Genomic DNA, 15,260 nt, shown 5'->3' on the forward strand with positions numbered 1-15,260 from the left:
CGTACTCTGGACACCCCCGGCCCGTGACACGCGTCGGGCCCTTCGTGTTGCCCACCCAGGTCCCCGGTACGCCCGCCCCTCCCGGGCGCGCGTCCCCCGGGCCGCCGGACGGAAAGCCCCACATGAGCCTGCACGGTCTGCTCGACGCCGTCGTCGAGGACAGCGCCCTCGCGGAAGCGATCCCCGCGGCCGCGGACGGCAACCGCATGCACGTCGACCTGGTCGGGCCCCCGGCGGCCCGCCCCTTCGCGATCGCCGCGCTGGCCCGCGAGACCGGCCGTACGGTCCTCGCGGTCACCGCCACCGGCCGCGAGGCCGAGGACCTCGCCGCCGCCCTGCGCTCCCTGCTGCCCGCGGACGGCGTCGTCGAGTACCCGTCCTGGGAGACCCTCCCGCACGAGCGCCTCAGCCCCCGCAGCGACACCGTAGGCCGCCGCCTCGCCGTCCTGCGGCGGCTGGCCCACCCCCGCTCCGACGACCCCGAGACCGGCCCGGTGTCGGTCGTCGTCGCGCCGGTGCGGTCCGTGCTCCAGCCGCAGGTGAAGGGCCTGGGCGACCTGGAACCCGTCGCCCTGCGCACCGGTCAGCAGGCCGACCTGAACGAGACGGTCGAGGCGCTCGCGGCAGCCGCGTACGCGCGCGTGGAGCTGGTCGAGAAGCGCGGCGAGTTCGCCGTACGCGGCGGCATCCTGGACGTCTTCCCGCCCACCGAGGAACACCCCCTGCGCGTCGAGTTCTGGGGCGACGACGTCGAGGAGATCCGCTACTTCAAGGTGGCCGACCAGCGCTCCCTGGAGGTCGCCGAACACGGCCTGTGGGCCCCGCCCTGCCGTGAACTCCTGTTGACGGAAGACGTCCGCACGCGTGCGCGTGCCCTCGCCGAGGACCATCCCGAACTGGGCGAGCTGCTCGGCAGGATCGCCGAGGGCATCGCCGTCGAGGGCATGGAGTCCCTGGCACCGGTGCTGGTCGACGACATGGAGCTGCTGATCGACGTCCTGCCGAAGGGCGCGATGGCCGTCGTCTGCGACCCGGAGCGGGTCCGCACGCGCGCCACCGACCTGGTGGCCACCTCGCAGGAGTTCCTCCAGGCGTCCTGGGCGGCCACCGCGGGCGGCGGCGAGGCGCCCATCGACGTCGACGCGGCCTCCCTGTGGTCCCTCGCCGACGTGCGTGACCGCGCGCGCGAGCTGGACATGATGTGGTGGTCGGTGTCGCCGTTCGCCGCCGACCTGGAACTGGAGGCGGACACCCTCCAGTTCGGCATGCACGCCCCCGACACCTACCGCGGCGACACCGCCAAGGCCCTCGCCGACACCAAGGGCTGGCTCGCCGACGGCTGGCGCGTCGTCTTCGTCACCGAGGCCCACGGCCCGGCCGCCCGCACCGTCGAGGTGCTCGGCGGCGAGGGCGTCGCCGCCCGGCTGCACACCGACCTCACCGAGATCACCCCCGCGGTCGTGCACGTGGCGTGCGGCTCGATCGACTACGGCTTCGTCGACCCCGCGCTGCGCCTCGTCGTCCTCACCGAGACCGACCTGTCCGGCCAGAAGGCGGCCGGCAGGGACGGCGCCCGGATGCCCGCCCGCCGCCGCAAGACCATCGACCCGCTCACCCTGGAGACGGGCGACTACATCGTCCACGAACAGCACGGCGTGGGCCGCTACATCGAGATGGTGCAGCGCACGGTGCAGGGCGCCACGCGCGAGTACCTCGTCGTGGAGTACGCCCCCGCCAAGCGCGGCCAGCCCGGCGACCGCCTCTACATCCCCACCGACCAGCTCGAACAGATCACCAAGTACGTCGGCGGCGAGGCCCCCACCCTGCACCGGCTGGGCGGCGCCGACTGGACCAAGACCAAGGCCCGCGCGAAGAAGGCGGTCAAGGAGATCGCCGCCGACCTCATCAAGCTCTACAGCGCCCGGATGGCCGCCCCCGGCCACGCCTTCGGCACCGACACCCCCTGGCAGCGCGAGCTGGAGGACGCCTTCCCCTACGCCGAGACCCCGGACCAGCTCACCACCATCGCCGAGGTCAAGGACGACATGGAGAAGACGGTCCCGATGGACCGCCTGATCTGCGGCGACGTCGGCTACGGCAAGACGGAGATCGCGGTCCGCGCCGCCTTCAAAGCCGTCCAGGACGGCAAGCAGGTGGCGGTCCTGGTCCCCACCACCCTGCTCGTGCAGCAGCACTTCGGCACCTTCAGCGAGCGGTACGCGCAGTTCCCGGTCAACGTGCGCGCCCTGTCCCGCTTCCAGACCGACGCCGAGGCCAAGGCCACCCTGGAGGGCCTGCGCGAGGGCTCCGTGGACATCGTCATCGGCACCCACCGCCTGTTCTCCTCGGAGACGAAGTTCAAGGACCTGGGCCTGGTCATCGTCGACGAGGAACAGCGCTTCGGCGTCGAGCACAAGGAGCAGCTCAAGAAGCTCCGCGCCAACGTCGACGTCCTCACCATGTCCGCCACCCCGATCCCGCGCACCCTGGAGATGGCGGTGACGGGCATCCGCGAGATGTCCACGATCACCACGCCCCCGGAGGAGCGCCACCCGGTGCTCACCTTCGTCGGACCGTACGAGCAGAAGCAGATCGGCGCCGCCGTCCGCCGTGAACTGCTGCGCGAGGGCCAGGTCTTCTACATCCACAACCGGGTCGAGTCGATCGATCGGGCGGCGGCGCGGCTGCGCGAGATCGTGCCCGAGGCGCGGATCGCCACCGCCCACGGCCAGATGTCGGAGACCGCGCTCGAACAGGTCGTGGTCGACTTCTGGGAGAAGAAGTTTGACGTGCTCGTCTCCACGACGATCGTCGAGTCCGGCATCGACATCTCCAACGCCAATACCCTGATCGTGGAGCGCGGCGACACCTTCGGCCTGTCCCAGTTGCACCAGTTGCGCGGCCGGGTCGGCCGGGGCCGCGAGCGCGGCTACGCGTACTTCCTGTACCCGCCGGAGAAGCCCCTGACGGAGACCGCCCACGAACGGCTCGCGACCATCGCCCAGCACACCGAGATGGGCGCCGGCATGTACGTGGCCATGAAGGACCTGGAGATCCGCGGCGCGGGCAACCTCCTGGGCGGCGAGCAGTCCGGCCATATCGCGGGCGTCGGCTTCGACCTGTACGTCCGGATGGTCGGCGAGGCCGTCGCGGACTACCGGCGCCAGTTGGAGACCGGCGGGATCGAGGAGGAGCCGCCGCTGGAGGTCAAGATCGAGCTGCCCGTCGACGCGCACGTCCCGCACGACTACGCGCCCGGCGAGCGGCTGCGGCTCCAGGCGTACCGCTCCATCGCCTCCGCCAACTCGGAGGACGACATCAAGGCGGTGCGCGAGGAACTCGTCGACCGCTACGGCAAGTTGCCCGAGCCGGTGGAGAACCTGCTGCTGGTGGCCGGGCTGCGGATGCTGGCGCGGGCCTGCGGGGTCGGCGAGATCGTCCTCCAGGGCACCAACATCCGCTTCGCGCCGGTGGAGTTGCGCGAGTCGCAGGAGCTGCGGCTCAAGCGGCTCTACCCCGGGTCCGTCATCAAGCCGGCGGCCCATCAGGTGCTGGTGCCCCGCCCGAAGACCGCGAAGGTCGGCGGCAAGCCGCTGGTCGGGCGGGAACTGCTGGGCTGGGTGGGGGAGTTCCTGACGTCGGTGGTGTCCTAGAACTCCTAACGAAATGCCCTCGTTCGGGCCGACTGGTGGGCGCGTGCATCATGACGGCAGTCAATGTGTGGCGTGGGGGGTGGGGATGGCCGAAGAGAACGCCATAGATCTCATTTGTCTGGCCGACGGAGAGAGCACTCTCTTGGTTCGGGTGTTGAGCCGCCATATGCCCGGGGTGTTGCCGTGGCACGACTTCCTCGACGCTGAGATCGTCGTCACGAGCGGGTTCGCCAAGGGGCGCCTTGGTGTCTGCCTGGCTCCGGACGACCTGGACAGCTGGTCACAGGTGCTGAGTGCGCTCGTCGCCGGACGGGGCGCGGCATGGATGGACGACGGACGCAACCCCGAGATCCGATTCGAACCGTCCGGCCAGAACGGAGTCGCCGTGGTCGTGGTGGAAGACTTTGCCAGTACGGGGACATCGGTCCGGGTTCCGGTGCGGTTGGCTGACGGATGGGCCAATGACCATCACGAACGGTTGCAGCGCGTCAGGAGCGCCTGGCCTCGGGAAGTTGTGGAGACCTCCACAGGCGCCTACGAGTGGCGGCGCTGAATTGCTGTCAGCCGGCGCCGGCAGCTGAGCGCGCAGGCCAAAGTGAGGAAGGCCTCATGGATGTCGTCGCGGATCTCCCAGCGGATCCGTAGGCGGCGGAACCAGTGCAGGTGGGCAAAGGCGTTCCGCCACCCAGCGTTGAGTCCCGAGCCCGGTGTCGTGCTCGGTGCCGCGCCGGGTGATGACCGGCTTCACGCCGAGGCCCCAGACGAGGCGGCGGTACTTGTCGTGGTTGTAGCCGCGGTCGGCGAGCAGTGCGGCCGGGCGGCGCCTGGGCCGGCCGCGCTTGCCGCGCACTGGCAAGACCGCTTGCAGCAGTGGGATGAGCCGAGTGACATCGTTGCGGTTGCCACCGGTCAGCGTGGCCGCGAGGGGGATGCCGGTGGCGTCGGTGATCAGGTGGTGCTTGCTGCCCGCCCTGCCCCGATCGACGGGGCTTCGTTCCGTCTTGGTCCCCCCTTTAATGCCCGGATGTGGGAGCCGTCGATCGCCGCCCGGGAGAAGCCGAGGGCGTTCGCACCACGCAGTTCGGCCAGGAGGACCTTGTGCAGCCGGGCCAGACGCCAGCCTCGGTCCACTCGGTCAGCCGGCGCCAGTACGTCATGCCTGAGCCGAAGCCGAGTTCCTGCGGCAGGTGTTCCCAGGCGCTCCCGGTGTGCAAGACGAACAGGATGCTCTGAAAGACCAGACGGTCCGGATGCTGCTTGTGCCCAGGGTGACGAGTCCGCCGCTCGACCCTGGGCAAGAGCGGCTCGACCACCGTCCACAACTCGTCATCGACTTCCCATGGCTTCGGCCGAGCCACCTCGCACCCCGACAAAACACCAGGTCCGCTCGCCCGGGAGCCTGTATCCGGGCATCGTTCCGCTGCTCGAGGCTGCCCCCGTTCAACCGCGACTGCGACGGCTGTATCCGTTTACCAGCTACTTCGCCCTGCTCTTCAGCAGCTCCACCAGCTACCCCTGGAGTGTGGAGGCCGGATCGATCGAGCCCCTGTACAACGGACGGTTCAAGATCTGCCGACGCAGTCCTTTCGCCGTGATCGGCGAAGTCGAGACCGCCGAAGAGGCCGTGGCCCTGGTACGCGAACTCCTGCCCACCGGCCCCGAGCCTGTCAGCACCACCTCCTCGGACGAGCACGTGTGACGGTGTGTGGCCGCACACGTCGACATCATCACCCGCAGCTTCTCGTCGAGATCCTTCACGATCGAGCGGCCAGAGCCATATTCAGATATCGCCATCAGCAGGCGCGCTGACTCCCCGGGCGTCCGGTGCGTCCGGCAGCTCCAGCCAGCGAGCTGGACTTCCTTGCCGGGCGGATATGCGACCACCGCGACGTTGCGGCCGGTCGCGGCATGACACGGCTCGCAGTGAGGCCACACTTGCGAGCGGCGAAGTGCGCGGGTGAACGTCGAGTAGGCCGGCTTCGTAACCGAGCGGCTACGGCGGGGCGCTCTCCCGGACGTTTTCACCGAGGTCGTGTCCGGCGCCGAGATGGCCTGCGCACCGGGCTAGATCGCTGCGGACGTCATCGGCGGCAACGACGTACAGGTAAATGGCCGGAGTACGGGGTGGCCATGCCGTCGTGGGCTTGGGTCCCTTGTCCCTTTGTCGGCAGATGGCAACGGGCGGTCTGGACTCAGGAGCACAGGGCCTCGCCCATAGCGCGGTCTGCTGGGTCGGCGGAGACGAGTTGGTAGGTGCCCAGCGGTGCAGCCTGCTCGTCGATGTCTCTGACGTGGCGGTAGTGCATCGTCCCGAGCATGCGGATGTCCTGTGGCGTCAGGCGGCTGCGCATGCCCTCCCACGGGCATGGGTCAGCGCTGATGCGGAACAGGCGTGGCTTCCCCAGGCCGTCCTCGATGAACTGGCTGTACTCCTTGCCGCCCGCCACATAGTTGACGGCCACCCTGAATGTGTACGCGCCTCTGACGGTGCTGAAGTTCAGTGCAAGCTTCTCCGACTCACCCTGTTCGACCGTGATCCGCTGAGACGTGAAGAAGGGCCTGCCGACAGAGCTGGAGGCCGTGCCGTCAGAGGGGATCCTGGCGACAGGTGAGTCGTCGTCCATGTCGAAGTCCATCTGGCGGACGTCCCCGCCGCCCTGGCTCGGGAAGTAGAAGGCGGCACCGAGCGGGATCTGTTCTCTGCTGGTGCCGACAGGCCGGATCTTGGTGATCTCGACGTCTCCGTCCAAGCCTTCGACCACTAGATTCACCAACGCCCCGGGTACTAGATACCCCTTGGTCTCGATGAGTTTGGCCAGGTCTGCGGGCATGGGGGCCGCGGAAATCATAGGCATCTTCAGGACGCCAGTGAGCAGAGCGAGATCGCTCTCGGCGAACGCCGCCTGCATGGTTTCCTCCGGGCCGCTGACTGTCGCTGTCATCCGCAGCCTCGTCCCGCGCGGCAGCCCCCCGACGTCGCTGTCCGCCGTACCGGCCGGGTCGCTCAGGGCGGCCGGAGACTTCGCGGCCGCTGAGGCGGAAGGCTGTCCGGGGTGACCTCGGTCTCCTCGGTCTTTCCGGTCTGGCAGGTCGATCCGTGTGAAGGCCACCCCCACCGCAACCACCACCGCACACAATGTGAGGACGGACACCGCCCAGGTGGCCGCTCTTTGCACACGGTGGCGGGTCCCGTCGTGTGGGTACAAAGGCCTGGGGTTGGCCGACACAGGTTGGAGGTCCGGCACGGCCAGGCCGTGCGCTGTCAGGACCTCGTGGAATGCGGCGTCGCAGACGAAGCCGTGCACGGGTACGGCGTGCAGCCGCCGGTGGCCGTGACGGGGGTCGTCGGACACCACCACACCGACCAGCAGGTCCTGGCAGAACACAGCTGCCCCTGACGCCCCGCCCCACGGCTGCACACCTTTCTTGGACGGCGAGCTGGGGGCAGCTGCCTGGTCCAAGACGTAGAGGTTGTGCTCCTTGCCCCCTGCGGCCAGTGGGGGAAGACTGCCCCGTAACTGCTCGACGATCCTCGTGCCGTCCTCGCTCGCGTGAAACGGGAACGCCATGCCGTTGTAGTCCAGCGCGTCCCTGCCGGTGGGCAGACCCCAGACCACGGCCCTAGTCGCCTCGACCTCCTTGTCGAGCTCCAGGACAGCCACGTCCAGGGAGGCCGCCACCCACGCCACAGCGGCCCCGCACCGTGTCACCCCCCCGTACGGCGCGCCTGGATGCCCCACCCGGACCTCGATACGCTCCCAGCGTTCCCAGGTCCCGTCCTCGCCCTCCTTGGACACCACGTGGCGGGCGGTGAGCACCAGTCTCGGTGCGATCAGGTACCCGGAGCCGACGATATGACGCTTCTCGTCGTCCCCCGCCCGGACGTCCGTCAGCCGTCGTGGGTCCACTTCACACCACCTCCCAGGAGCCACTTTCCTGGTGACCGATCTCGGCACGCGCGCCGCCGGCGGCGCGATCCTTCACCTTCAACTTCAATGTCAATTTGTGGGTACGAGCCTGGGATGCCGCCCCGCCGCCGCTCAGGGACGCCACGCCGAACGACAACCGACCCTCGCCACGGCCCTCGGCGCGCACTTCCAGAAGCAGCTCCAACTGCGCCTCGTCGATCTCGAGGGCGAACTGCTGCCCAGCACCGGCGTCCTGCGCGGCGTACAGCTCCCGGCGGAGCTCCTCGATCGCTGCCGCCAACCCGATCTCCGTCACCCTGGCACCCCGCCCCTGGAGCCCGACCCCAGCAGCGGGCTCATCGGGCATCAGTCTGCCCAACACCGCGCCCTGTGCGCAGCCGAATTCACCTGCGCGCGTACCCGACATCGACACGACTGCGGCGCGGGCGTCAACGCCGAACCGCTGGATCTCCATTCCCGCTGTTGTGCGCGTCCACGAGCTCGGTGTGCGGCCGTCGTGGGCGCATGGCCGGGCAGTACCTCGTCGCTCACGGCAGGCGGTGGTGTGCGTACGGAATATTGAGTGGTACGAGCTCGCCCTCGGCGGTGCGCCAGGCAGGCCGACGAGGCTGGGGCTGGGCGCCTTGTAACGGCTGACACAATGAGGTGGATCGGCCCTGGTGGCCTTGTTCGGGGCGGTAGTTGAGCGTTCGGTTTGGTGTGGGAACGTCGCTGTGGATCGTGTCGGATGAGCTGTGGGACCGCCTGGAGTCGCTGCTGCCGCAGCGTGAGCGCAGGTTCCGGTATCCGGGTCGCAAGGCATTGCTCGACCGGGAAGTGCTGTGCGGATCTTCTACGTGCTGCACACAGGAATCCAGTGGGAGTACCTGCCACAGGAGTTGGGCTTCGGCTCGGGCATGGCGTGCTGGCGTCGCCTGCGGGACTGGAACAAGGCCGGCGTATTGCAGCGGCTGCACGAGGTCCTGCTGGCTGAGCTGAACGCGGCGTCGAGGCTGGACTGGTCCCGCTGCGTGGTCGACTCCTCGCATGTGGGCGTTAAGACGTCATTTCACTTGGCGAGTCTGCGGTGGCATATGAGGGTTGCGGCGATGGCGGTGAAGGCGAGGAAGTGTTCCGGCTTGCGCTCGTAGCGGCGGTGGAGGCGTCGGCAGCCGGACAGCCAGGACACGGTCCGCTCCACGACCCAGCGGTGTCTGCCCAGGCGCTGGGATGACTCGATGCCCTTTCGGGCGAGACGGTGCCGGATGCCGCGGGAGTCGAGCCATTGCCGCAGGTAGCGGTAGGCGTAGCCTTTGTCGCCGTGCAGCTTGCCGGGCCGCCGGCGGCGCGGGCCGCGTCGGGAGCGGATGGGCGGGATGCCGCAGACCAGCGGGATGAGGGCCTGGCTGTCGTGGAGGTTGGCGGCGGAGATGCCGACCGACAGGGGCAGACCTTGACGGTCGACGATGAGGTGGATTTTCGATCCCTTCTTGCCGCGGTCGGTTGGATTCGGTCCCGTCGGCTGCCCCCTTTGAGGGCCCGGACGCTGACGGAGTCGATCGCGCACCGCGACCAGTCGAGGTCACCCCGGGCACCGAGTTCGTCCAGGACCAGGCGGTGAAGCTTGGCCCACACCCCGGCCTCGGTCCACTCGGTGAACCGTCGGAAGGCGGTCACCCCCGACAGCCCGAAGCCCGGCGGGAGTTGGTTCCAGGTACAGCCCGAGGTGGCCACGAAGACGATCGCGGCCGGCACCTCGCGGTCCCCTCGCCGGCGGTGCCCTCCGCCCTGCGGGGCGGACCGGTGCCGGCGGCACCACCCGCTGGAACAACGTCCACAACTCTTCGGGCGCCATCCGCTCGACAAGCGCAGCAGTCATCACCCCGGACTGCCGCAAGACCACGCCAACTGAAATGGCGTCTAAGAGGGGGAGCCACACGGGCCCCTCGCCGGTCGACCGGGGGCGGGCGGGCTCGAAGCACCACTTGATCACTGACGGGCACGGCACCCCGCTCGCGGTCCTGCTGACCGGCGGCAACCGCAACAACGTCACCCAGCTGCTGCCGCTGCTCGACGCGATCCCGCCGGTCCGCGGCCGGGCCGGCAGGCCCCCGCCGCAAGCCCGACTCGCTGTTCGCCGACCGGGGCTACGACCACGACATCTACCGCGACCAGGTCCGCGCCCGCGGCATCGTGCCCGCGATCGCCCGTCGCGGCACCCGGCACGGCACCGGACTTGGCACCTGCCGCTGGGTCGTGGAGAGGAGTTTCGCGCGGCTGCACGGCTTCCGACGCCTGCGAATCCGCTGGGAACGCAGAGTCGACATCCATGAAGCTTTCCTCGAACTCGCTTGCTGCCTCATCACCCACCGACAACTCAGCTCATTGCGGTAGCCGTTGTTAGGGCCTCGGCCGGGTCCCGGGGGCGGCCCCGGGGAGGTCAGAGTGGCCGGAACAGCAGGCCGGTCAGGGTCTCGAAGACCTCCTCGGGGGCGCGGTCGCCCACCAGCTCGTCGAGGTTGTGGCTGAGCAGGAGCGTGGCGAAGCCGTGCGCCACGGACCAGGCGGCGATGCCGGTGAGGCGGGCGTCCTCTGTCTTTTCCGGGCCCTCGTCCGTGTGGCGGGCCTGCGCGACGACGGTGCGCAGGGCGTCGGCGGACAGGGAGCGGGCCGTGGTGAGTTCGAGGTCGTCGGCGCGCAGCAGGCTGGGCGTGAACATGACCTGGAAATGGGCGGGGTGCTCGCGGGCGAAGCGGACGTAGCGCACCCCCGCCTCCTTCAGGTCCGCCGACTCCCTCGTCGCGGCGGCGAGCAGGCCGAAGCCCTCGGCCGCGATGGCCGTCAGCAGACCGGTGCGGTCCCGGAAGTGGTGGGCGGGCGCCGCGTGCGAGACACCGGCGCGACGGGCGAGATCGCGCAGGCTGAGCGCGGCGGGGCCGTCGGCGGCGATGACGTCGAGCGCGGCGGTGAGGATGGCGCGGCGCAGATCGCCGTGGTGGTACGGGCTCATGACAGCAGCCTACGTCGAATCTAGGCATTGACAAGTTCGGCATGGGCGGGCAATCTTGTCAGTGTCAAGTTGTGCGATGCGTCCGAGGGGGCACGCACGGAGACGGATGGAGACAGGGGGAACAGTCATGTCGGACACCGGAATCACCGAAAGCAGTGGAATCACCGGAACCGGCCGGCCCGTGGAAGCCGCCCAGGCGCGGCGCCTCTGGCACCTGCTGGAGCCGCTCCACGCGGTGCTGTACTACGCGCCGGAGGTCTTCGAGGAGGCGGGCAGGCTCGGCCTGTCGACCGAGGAGCGCTGGTGGAGCTACTTCCCGCTGCGCGCCGCGCCGTTGGGCCCGGTGGGCGCCGAGGCGGTGACGTCCGCGTTCTACAGCTTCGCGCCCGCCATGGTCGCCCGGTACGTCGACGCCGCACGGAAGACCACCACCCCCGAGGCCGCCCTTGAAGCCAGGCTGCGCGGCATGGACCGGGCCTACCGCACCCTCTTCGGCGACCGCGTCGACAGTCCGGATCTGGCGGAGGCCGCCGCCCTCGCCCGGCGGGCCGCCGAGGCCGCGCAGACCGCGGGCCGCCCGCTCGCCGCGGCCAACGCCGCGCTGGACTGGCCGGCCACACCCCACCTCCAGCTCTGGCACGCGGCGACGATCCTGCGCGAGCACCGGGGGGACGGCCATCTCGCCGCCCTGCTCACCGCCGAACTCGATCCCGTCGAGGCGCTGGTGTCCTTCGCGGCGATAGGCGCCGCGCCCGTCGAGCGCTTCGAGAGCCGCGGCTGGACCCCCGCCGAATGGGCGGCCGCCCGTGACCGCCTGGCCGCCCGGGGGCTCGTCGAGGCGGACGGTACGGCGACGGAGGCGGGCCGTGACCTGCGCCGCCGCGTCGAGCAGGACACCGACCGTCTCGCCATCGGCCCCTGGCGGGCGCTCGGCGCGGAGGCCGGCGAGCGGCTCGCCGCGCTCCTCGGCGACTACTGGGTCGCGGTGCTCGGCTCCGGCCTGCTGCCCTCGGAGACGACGCTGGGCATCGGCAAGGTCTGAGGGCGGGGCAGGGGGCTGCGGGTGGCGGCCGGGCATGAGGGAAGCCGCCCGCGGGAGGTGGGCTGCGCGGACGGCTTCTCTGGTGCGGGCGTCGTTCCCGTTGAGTCTCCGACGGCTACTGCTGCTCGGGCCGATCGGGCCGTTCGCGGTCCATGCCGAGCGCACCTTCTGCCCGCTGCTGCGCGTCGTCGACCTGGGACTCGTACTTGCCGCCCGTCTTCTCGTTGACCTTCTGTTCCGCGGTGTCCGACATGTCCTTGGCCTTGTCGTGGTGGCGGAACTTGTCGAAGATGCCCATCCAGAGCTCCTTCCCGAGGTGACTCACCACCGACGATATTCCTGACCTGTGCCGGATGCCCACTTCTGGGCGCTTTGGTCTGGACCTCCTGTCCGCCTCCGGGCGTCCCCTCGCTACGGTGTGGGGATCCGCGTCCGGTGTGGATCCCCGTCCGCCGGGGAAGCCGCCCTGGGCGGGGCGACGAGCGGGTGGGCAAGGGGAGGGGCGCGTGAGGCGTCGACAGGGTGGGACGGCGGCGGCCGTCGCGTTGATGTGTGCCGTGGCCATGGGGTCCGTGGCCGGGTGCGACGAGCTTGCCGACTCAGGTGTGGGCTCCGGGGCCGGCACCGGGTCCGGCGGGGCCGGGGCGACGGCGGGCGGGGGAGCGGCCCTCGCGGCCGCCGAGTCGCTGACCGTGAAGGGGCGGGCGCCCAAGACGGGTTACGAGCGGGCCAGGTTCGGCAGTGCCTGGGCCGACACCGACTCCAACGGCTGCGGCACCCGTGACGACATCCTCAAGCGCGATCTGAAGGAGGTGCGGTTCACCGGCGGCGACTGCAAGGTCTCCTACGGCGTGCTGGTGTCGGACCCGTACTCCGGCAAGGAGGTCACCTACCGGCGCGGCGCGAGCCAGGTCGACATCGACCATGTCGTGGCCCTCTCCGACGCCTGGCAGAAGGGCGCGAAGTACTGGGACGCCGGAAAGCGGATAGCGCTCGCCAACGACCCGCTGAACCTGCTGGCGGTCGACGCGAGCACCAACCGTTCCAAGGGCGACGGCGACACGGCGACCTGGCTGCCGCCGAACAAGTCCTACCGCTGTGCGTATGTGGCGGCCCAGGTCGCCGTGAAGAAGAAGTACGGCCTGTGGGTCACGGCGGCGGAGAAAGCCGCGATGAAGAAGGTCCTGACGGGCTGCCCCGACCAGAAGCTCCCCACCGGCGGCAACCCGACGAACGCCCCGGACCGCTTCCACGCGGACTGACCGGCTGTTGCGCCGGGGTGCGGACCGACCGCCCGCCGGGTCACGGCCCGCCGTGTCAGGGCCGGGGCGTCCCGGCCCACGCGGTCAACGTCCGTACGGGTACCCGGGCTGCTGCTGGTACGGCGGCTGGCCGTAGGCCGGGGCGAGGGCCGGGCGGGTCTTGGCGTCGAACACGGCGAACAGCAGCAGCCAGCTCGCCACCAGGAACGTCACGATCACCGCGCCCCCGAAGAACGCGTCGCTGTCGTCCTCGGAGGTGATCACCGCCCAGGGCAGGGTCACGCACTCGTACAGGGCGAACGCGGCGAAGGCGCCCCAGTCCGAGGGGAGTCCGCGGCGGATCGCCACGTAGAGGAAGGGCACCCAGACCAGCATCCCCAGCGAGCACCACACCAGGGCCGTCCAGGCCACCCGCTGCATCCAGCCGGCCGGCAACTGTCTCGGTGCGCCCGTCGTCATGGCTGTCGTCATTCTCATCGCCCCCCAAGTCGGCTGGGAGCCAGGGTAGGCCACGAACGGGCCGCGACAGGCCGGACGTCCTTTTGCCGGGACATCAGCGAATCTTGTGGCGCGGAGGAAGAGGTGTTTCCCGATCACGGGGACACCGCACGCTAAGGTGCGATCGCTTCGTACGTACATGACATGCGAACGCGTGAGCGAAACACAGGGGTGGGGAATGGCCGAGCACCGGCAGTCGAGGAAGCGCAGATACATCACGTGGGGCGTGGCGGGGGCCGCCGTCGTCGCCGGTGCCGGCATCGCGGCGCAGACGTCCATGGCCGCGACCACCTGGCCCGCGCAGAAGACGTACACGGGCCGCGCGTTCGACACCTGCACGGCGCCCTCGCTCGCGGCGATGAAGGCATGGAAGACCGACGGCTTCTACGGCGCCGCCGCGGTCTACATCGGCGGCAAGAACCGCGGCTGCGCGCAGCCGAACCTGACCGCGTCCTGGGTGAAGTCGGTCAACACCGCCGGCTGGAAGCTCATCCCGCTCTACGTCGGCGCCCAGCCTCCGTGCCAGACCAGCGCCAACCCCGAGAAGTTCACCGCGGCCAACGCCGCCTCCGTGGGGGCCGCGAACGCCAACGACGCGATCGCCAAGGCGGCCGCGCTCGGGATGAAGGCCGGCTCCCCGATCTACCTGGACATGGAGCCGTACGACATCACGAACAAGGCGTGCAACGACGCCGTGCTGACCTATGTGCGCTCCTTCACCAAGACGCTGCGCGCCAAGACGTACCGCGCGGGTTACTACGGCTTCAGCAGCTCCAGCGCCAAGGCGATCGCCACCGCGACGAACAGGACGGACCTGCCGGGCAACCTCTGGTACGCGCTGTGGGACAAGAAGAACACCACCACGACCGACTGGCCGTGGGACCCCAAGCTGTACACCGACCACAGCCGGGGCCACCAGTACATGGTGAACAGCAAGGAGAAGCGCGGCGGTTACACCATCACCGTCGACCGCAACGCGTGGGACGCCCCGGTGGCCCTGATCGGCTGAGCCGGACGCCGAGCCGGACCGTGCGGGCGCGGCGGTGCCCGAAGTCCCGGTGAATCGTTGGTCGAATGGGTTGGCCCCGGGCCCGCCACTGCCTACCATCGATCACCGCAAGACTTTGTGCACCGTCGCACAATCTCCTCGGGAGGTTTCCTTGCACCGCCGCAGTCGTCGCACCGCGCTCCTGCTGTCCGCCGCGATCGCGGCCGCCCCCCTCCTCACCGCCTGCGGCAACGACGCGCATCCGGGAGCGGCGGCGGTCGTCGGCGACCAGCGCATCACCGTCGCGCAGCTCGAGAACCGGGTGGACGAGGTCCGCGCCGCCCAGCGCGCGGCGGTCGCCGACGACACCCAGTACGCGCAGGTGGTCGCCCAGACCGGCACCCTGACCCGCGACACCCTGCACGGCATGATCCTGGACCGGGTGCTGCACCGCGCCGCCGAGGACGCCGGGGTCACCGTCAGCCGCAACGAGGTCCAGGCGATGCGTACCGGCCTGGAGCAGCAGGCGGGCGGCGCGAAGGGCCTGGAGACGGCATGGCTCCAGCAGTACGGCATCCCGCCGCAGCGCCTCGACGACAATCTGCGGCTCCAGTTGGAGGCCCAGAAGCTGGCCGCCAAGCTCGGCACGGACACGGGTCAGCAGGCGTTCTGGGACAACCTCTCCAAGGCGTCCGAGGAACTCGACGTCGACCTCAACCCGCGCTACGGAAGCTGGGACCCGAAGAAGGTCAGCCGCGTCGACGCCAAGACCCCGTGGGTCCGCGAGGTCACGGCCGCGGACAGCCAGCAGACGACCTGACGTTCCCCAGGGTGCCTGGTCCGACGATATGACCGGGCGGGCCGGTCTGTGGACAACGCGCGGGGCGGCCGACGGGCGT

At 70.0% G+C, this 15,260-nt stretch carries 12 protein-coding genes and 4 pseudogenes; 9 read left to right on the forward strand and 7 right to left on the reverse strand.

Features of this window, described 5'->3' with window-relative positions; all coding sequences use genetic code 11:
- Positions 1-122 precede the first annotated feature (122 nt).
- Both mfd and G6W55_RS05450 read left to right on the forward strand, forming a co-directional pair.
- On the forward strand, positions 123-3,653 hold the full coding sequence (gene mfd / locus G6W55_RS05445; RefSeq protein ID WP_175519590.1) for a transcription-repair coupling factor: 3,531 nt from the start codon (positions 123-125) through the stop codon (positions 3,651-3,653).
- Positions 3,654-3,738: 85 nt separating this feature from the next.
- Entirely contained in the window at positions 3,739-4,206 is a 468-nt protein-coding gene (locus G6W55_RS05450; RefSeq protein WP_175519591.1) for a DUF5959 family protein, read from the forward strand.
- Here the strand turns inward: G6W55_RS05450 and G6W55_RS05455 are convergent.
- Positions 4,188-5,011: pseudogene (locus tag G6W55_RS05455) on the reverse strand (IS5 family transposase). The gene G6W55_RS05450 and the pseudogene G6W55_RS05455 overlap by 19 nt on opposite strands.
- Here G6W55_RS05455 and G6W55_RS05460 point away from each other — a divergent pair.
- Positions 4,993-5,352 (forward strand): DUF6193 family natural product biosynthesis protein, encoded by a 360-nt coding sequence (locus G6W55_RS05460; RefSeq protein ID WP_175519592.1) that lies wholly within the window; start codon positions 4,993-4,995, stop codon positions 5,350-5,352. The pseudogene G6W55_RS05455 and the gene G6W55_RS05460 overlap by 19 nt on opposite strands.
- Positions 5,353-5,845: 493 nt before the next feature.
- Here the strand turns inward: G6W55_RS05460 and G6W55_RS05465 are convergent, their stop codons facing one another.
- Both G6W55_RS05465 and G6W55_RS05470 read right to left on the reverse strand, forming a co-directional pair.
- Complete coding sequence (locus tag G6W55_RS05465) at positions 5,846-7,561, reverse strand: trypsin-like peptidase domain-containing protein (RefSeq protein ID WP_175519593.1); 1,716 nt, start codon at positions 7,559-7,561, stop codon at positions 5,846-5,848.
- Position 7,562: 1 nt separating this feature from the next.
- Positions 7,563-8,036 (reverse strand): trypco2 family protein, encoded by a 474-nt coding sequence (locus G6W55_RS05470; protein ID WP_254876102.1) that lies wholly within the window; start codon positions 8,034-8,036, stop codon positions 7,563-7,565.
- A gap of 227 nt (positions 8,037-8,263) precedes the next feature.
- Between G6W55_RS05470 and G6W55_RS05475 the strand changes: the two are divergent.
- A pseudogene (locus tag G6W55_RS05475) lies at positions 8,264-8,622 on the forward strand (transposase); the annotation flags it as partial.
- An 8-nt stretch (positions 8,623-8,630) separates the two neighbouring features.
- Here G6W55_RS05475 and G6W55_RS05480 read toward each other — a convergent pair.
- Positions 8,631-9,440: pseudogene (locus G6W55_RS05480) on the reverse strand (IS5 family transposase).
- A 37-nt stretch (positions 9,441-9,477) separates the two neighbouring features.
- On the opposite strand from G6W55_RS05480, the pseudogene G6W55_RS05485 reads away from it, so the two are divergent.
- Positions 9,478-9,955 (forward strand): annotated as a pseudogene (locus tag G6W55_RS05485) (IS5 family transposase); the annotation flags it as partial.
- 46 nt (positions 9,956-10,001) lie between these two features.
- Here the strand turns inward: G6W55_RS05485 and G6W55_RS05490 are convergent.
- Positions 10,002-10,571 carry a TetR/AcrR family transcriptional regulator gene (locus G6W55_RS05490; protein WP_175519594.1) on the reverse strand — a complete coding sequence of 190 codons (570 nt, stop codon included), beginning with the start codon at positions 10,569-10,571 and terminating at the stop codon, positions 10,002-10,004.
- Positions 10,572-10,698: 127 nt separating this feature from the next.
- On the opposite strand from G6W55_RS05490, the gene G6W55_RS05495 reads away from it, so the two are divergent.
- Positions 10,699-11,613, forward strand: a complete 915-nt coding sequence (locus G6W55_RS05495; protein ID WP_175519595.1) for a hypothetical protein — start codon at positions 10,699-10,701, stop codon at positions 11,611-11,613.
- Between the two features lie 115 nt (positions 11,614-11,728).
- Here G6W55_RS05495 and G6W55_RS05500 read toward each other — a convergent pair whose 3' ends face one another.
- A complete protein-coding gene (locus tag G6W55_RS05500; RefSeq protein ID WP_030792626.1) occupies positions 11,729-11,911 on the reverse strand; it encodes an antitoxin in 183 nt (60 codons plus the stop codon).
- A gap of 208 nt (positions 11,912-12,119) precedes the next feature.
- Between G6W55_RS05500 and G6W55_RS05505 the strand changes: the two genes are divergently transcribed.
- Complete coding sequence (locus G6W55_RS05505; protein ID WP_309243635.1) at positions 12,120-12,875, forward strand: HNH endonuclease family protein; 756 nt, start codon at positions 12,120-12,122, stop codon at positions 12,873-12,875.
- An 84-nt stretch (positions 12,876-12,959) separates the two neighbouring features.
- On the opposite strand, the gene G6W55_RS05510 is transcribed toward G6W55_RS05505, so the two are convergent.
- Positions 12,960-13,334: a hypothetical protein gene (locus G6W55_RS05510; protein WP_244368660.1), complete on the reverse strand. Its 375-nt coding sequence runs from the start codon at positions 13,332-13,334 to the stop codon at positions 12,960-12,962.
- A gap of 217 nt (positions 13,335-13,551) precedes the next feature.
- Between G6W55_RS05510 and G6W55_RS05515 the strand changes: the two genes are divergently transcribed.
- Together G6W55_RS05515 and G6W55_RS05520 are read left to right on the forward strand one after the other, a co-directional pair.
- Complete coding sequence (locus G6W55_RS05515) at positions 13,552-14,382, forward strand: glycoside hydrolase domain-containing protein (RefSeq protein WP_175519597.1); 831 nt, start codon at positions 13,552-13,554, stop codon at positions 14,380-14,382.
- Between the two features lie 151 nt (positions 14,383-14,533).
- Positions 14,534-15,181: a SurA N-terminal domain-containing protein gene (locus G6W55_RS05520; protein WP_175519598.1), complete on the forward strand. Its 648-nt coding sequence runs from the start codon at positions 14,534-14,536 to the stop codon at positions 15,179-15,181.
- Positions 15,182-15,260: the final 79 nt, after the last annotated feature.

Source organism: Streptomyces sp. CAI-85, assembly GCF_013363615.1.
Taxonomy (GTDB): Bacteria; Actinomycetota; Actinomycetes; order Streptomycetales; family Streptomycetaceae; genus Streptomyces; species Streptomyces antibioticus_B.

Excerpts from the sequence above, each read along its gene's own strand:
- G6W55_RS05460 (WP_175519592.1), top strand. The coding sequence starts at position 4,993 with ATGGCTTCGGCCGAGCCACCTCGCACCCCGACAAAACACCAGGTCCGC.
- G6W55_RS05515 (WP_175519597.1), top strand. The coding sequence starts at position 13,552 with ATGGCCGAGCACCGGCAGTCGAGGAAGCGCAGATACATCACGTGGGGC.
- G6W55_RS05470 (WP_254876102.1), bottom strand. The coding sequence starts at position 8,036 with ATGGAGATCCAGCGGTTCGGCGTTGACGCCCGCGCCGCAGTCGTGTCG.
- G6W55_RS05495 (WP_175519595.1), top strand. The coding sequence starts at position 10,699 with ATGTCGGACACCGGAATCACCGAAAGCAGTGGAATCACCGGAACCGGC.
- G6W55_RS05500 (WP_030792626.1), bottom strand. The coding sequence starts at position 11,911 with ATGGGCATCTTCGACAAGTTCCGCCACCACGACAAGGCCAAGGACATG.
- mfd (WP_175519590.1), top strand. The coding sequence starts at position 123 with ATGAGCCTGCACGGTCTGCTCGACGCCGTCGTCGAGGACAGCGCCCTC.
- G6W55_RS05450 (WP_175519591.1), top strand. The coding sequence starts at position 3,739 with ATGGCCGAAGAGAACGCCATAGATCTCATTTGTCTGGCCGACGGAGAG.
- G6W55_RS05490 (WP_175519594.1), bottom strand. The coding sequence starts at position 10,571 with ATGAGCCCGTACCACCACGGCGATCTGCGCCGCGCCATCCTCACCGCC.
- G6W55_RS05510 (WP_244368660.1), bottom strand. The coding sequence starts at position 13,334 with ATGACGACGGGCGCACCGAGACAGTTGCCGGCCGGCTGGATGCAGCGG.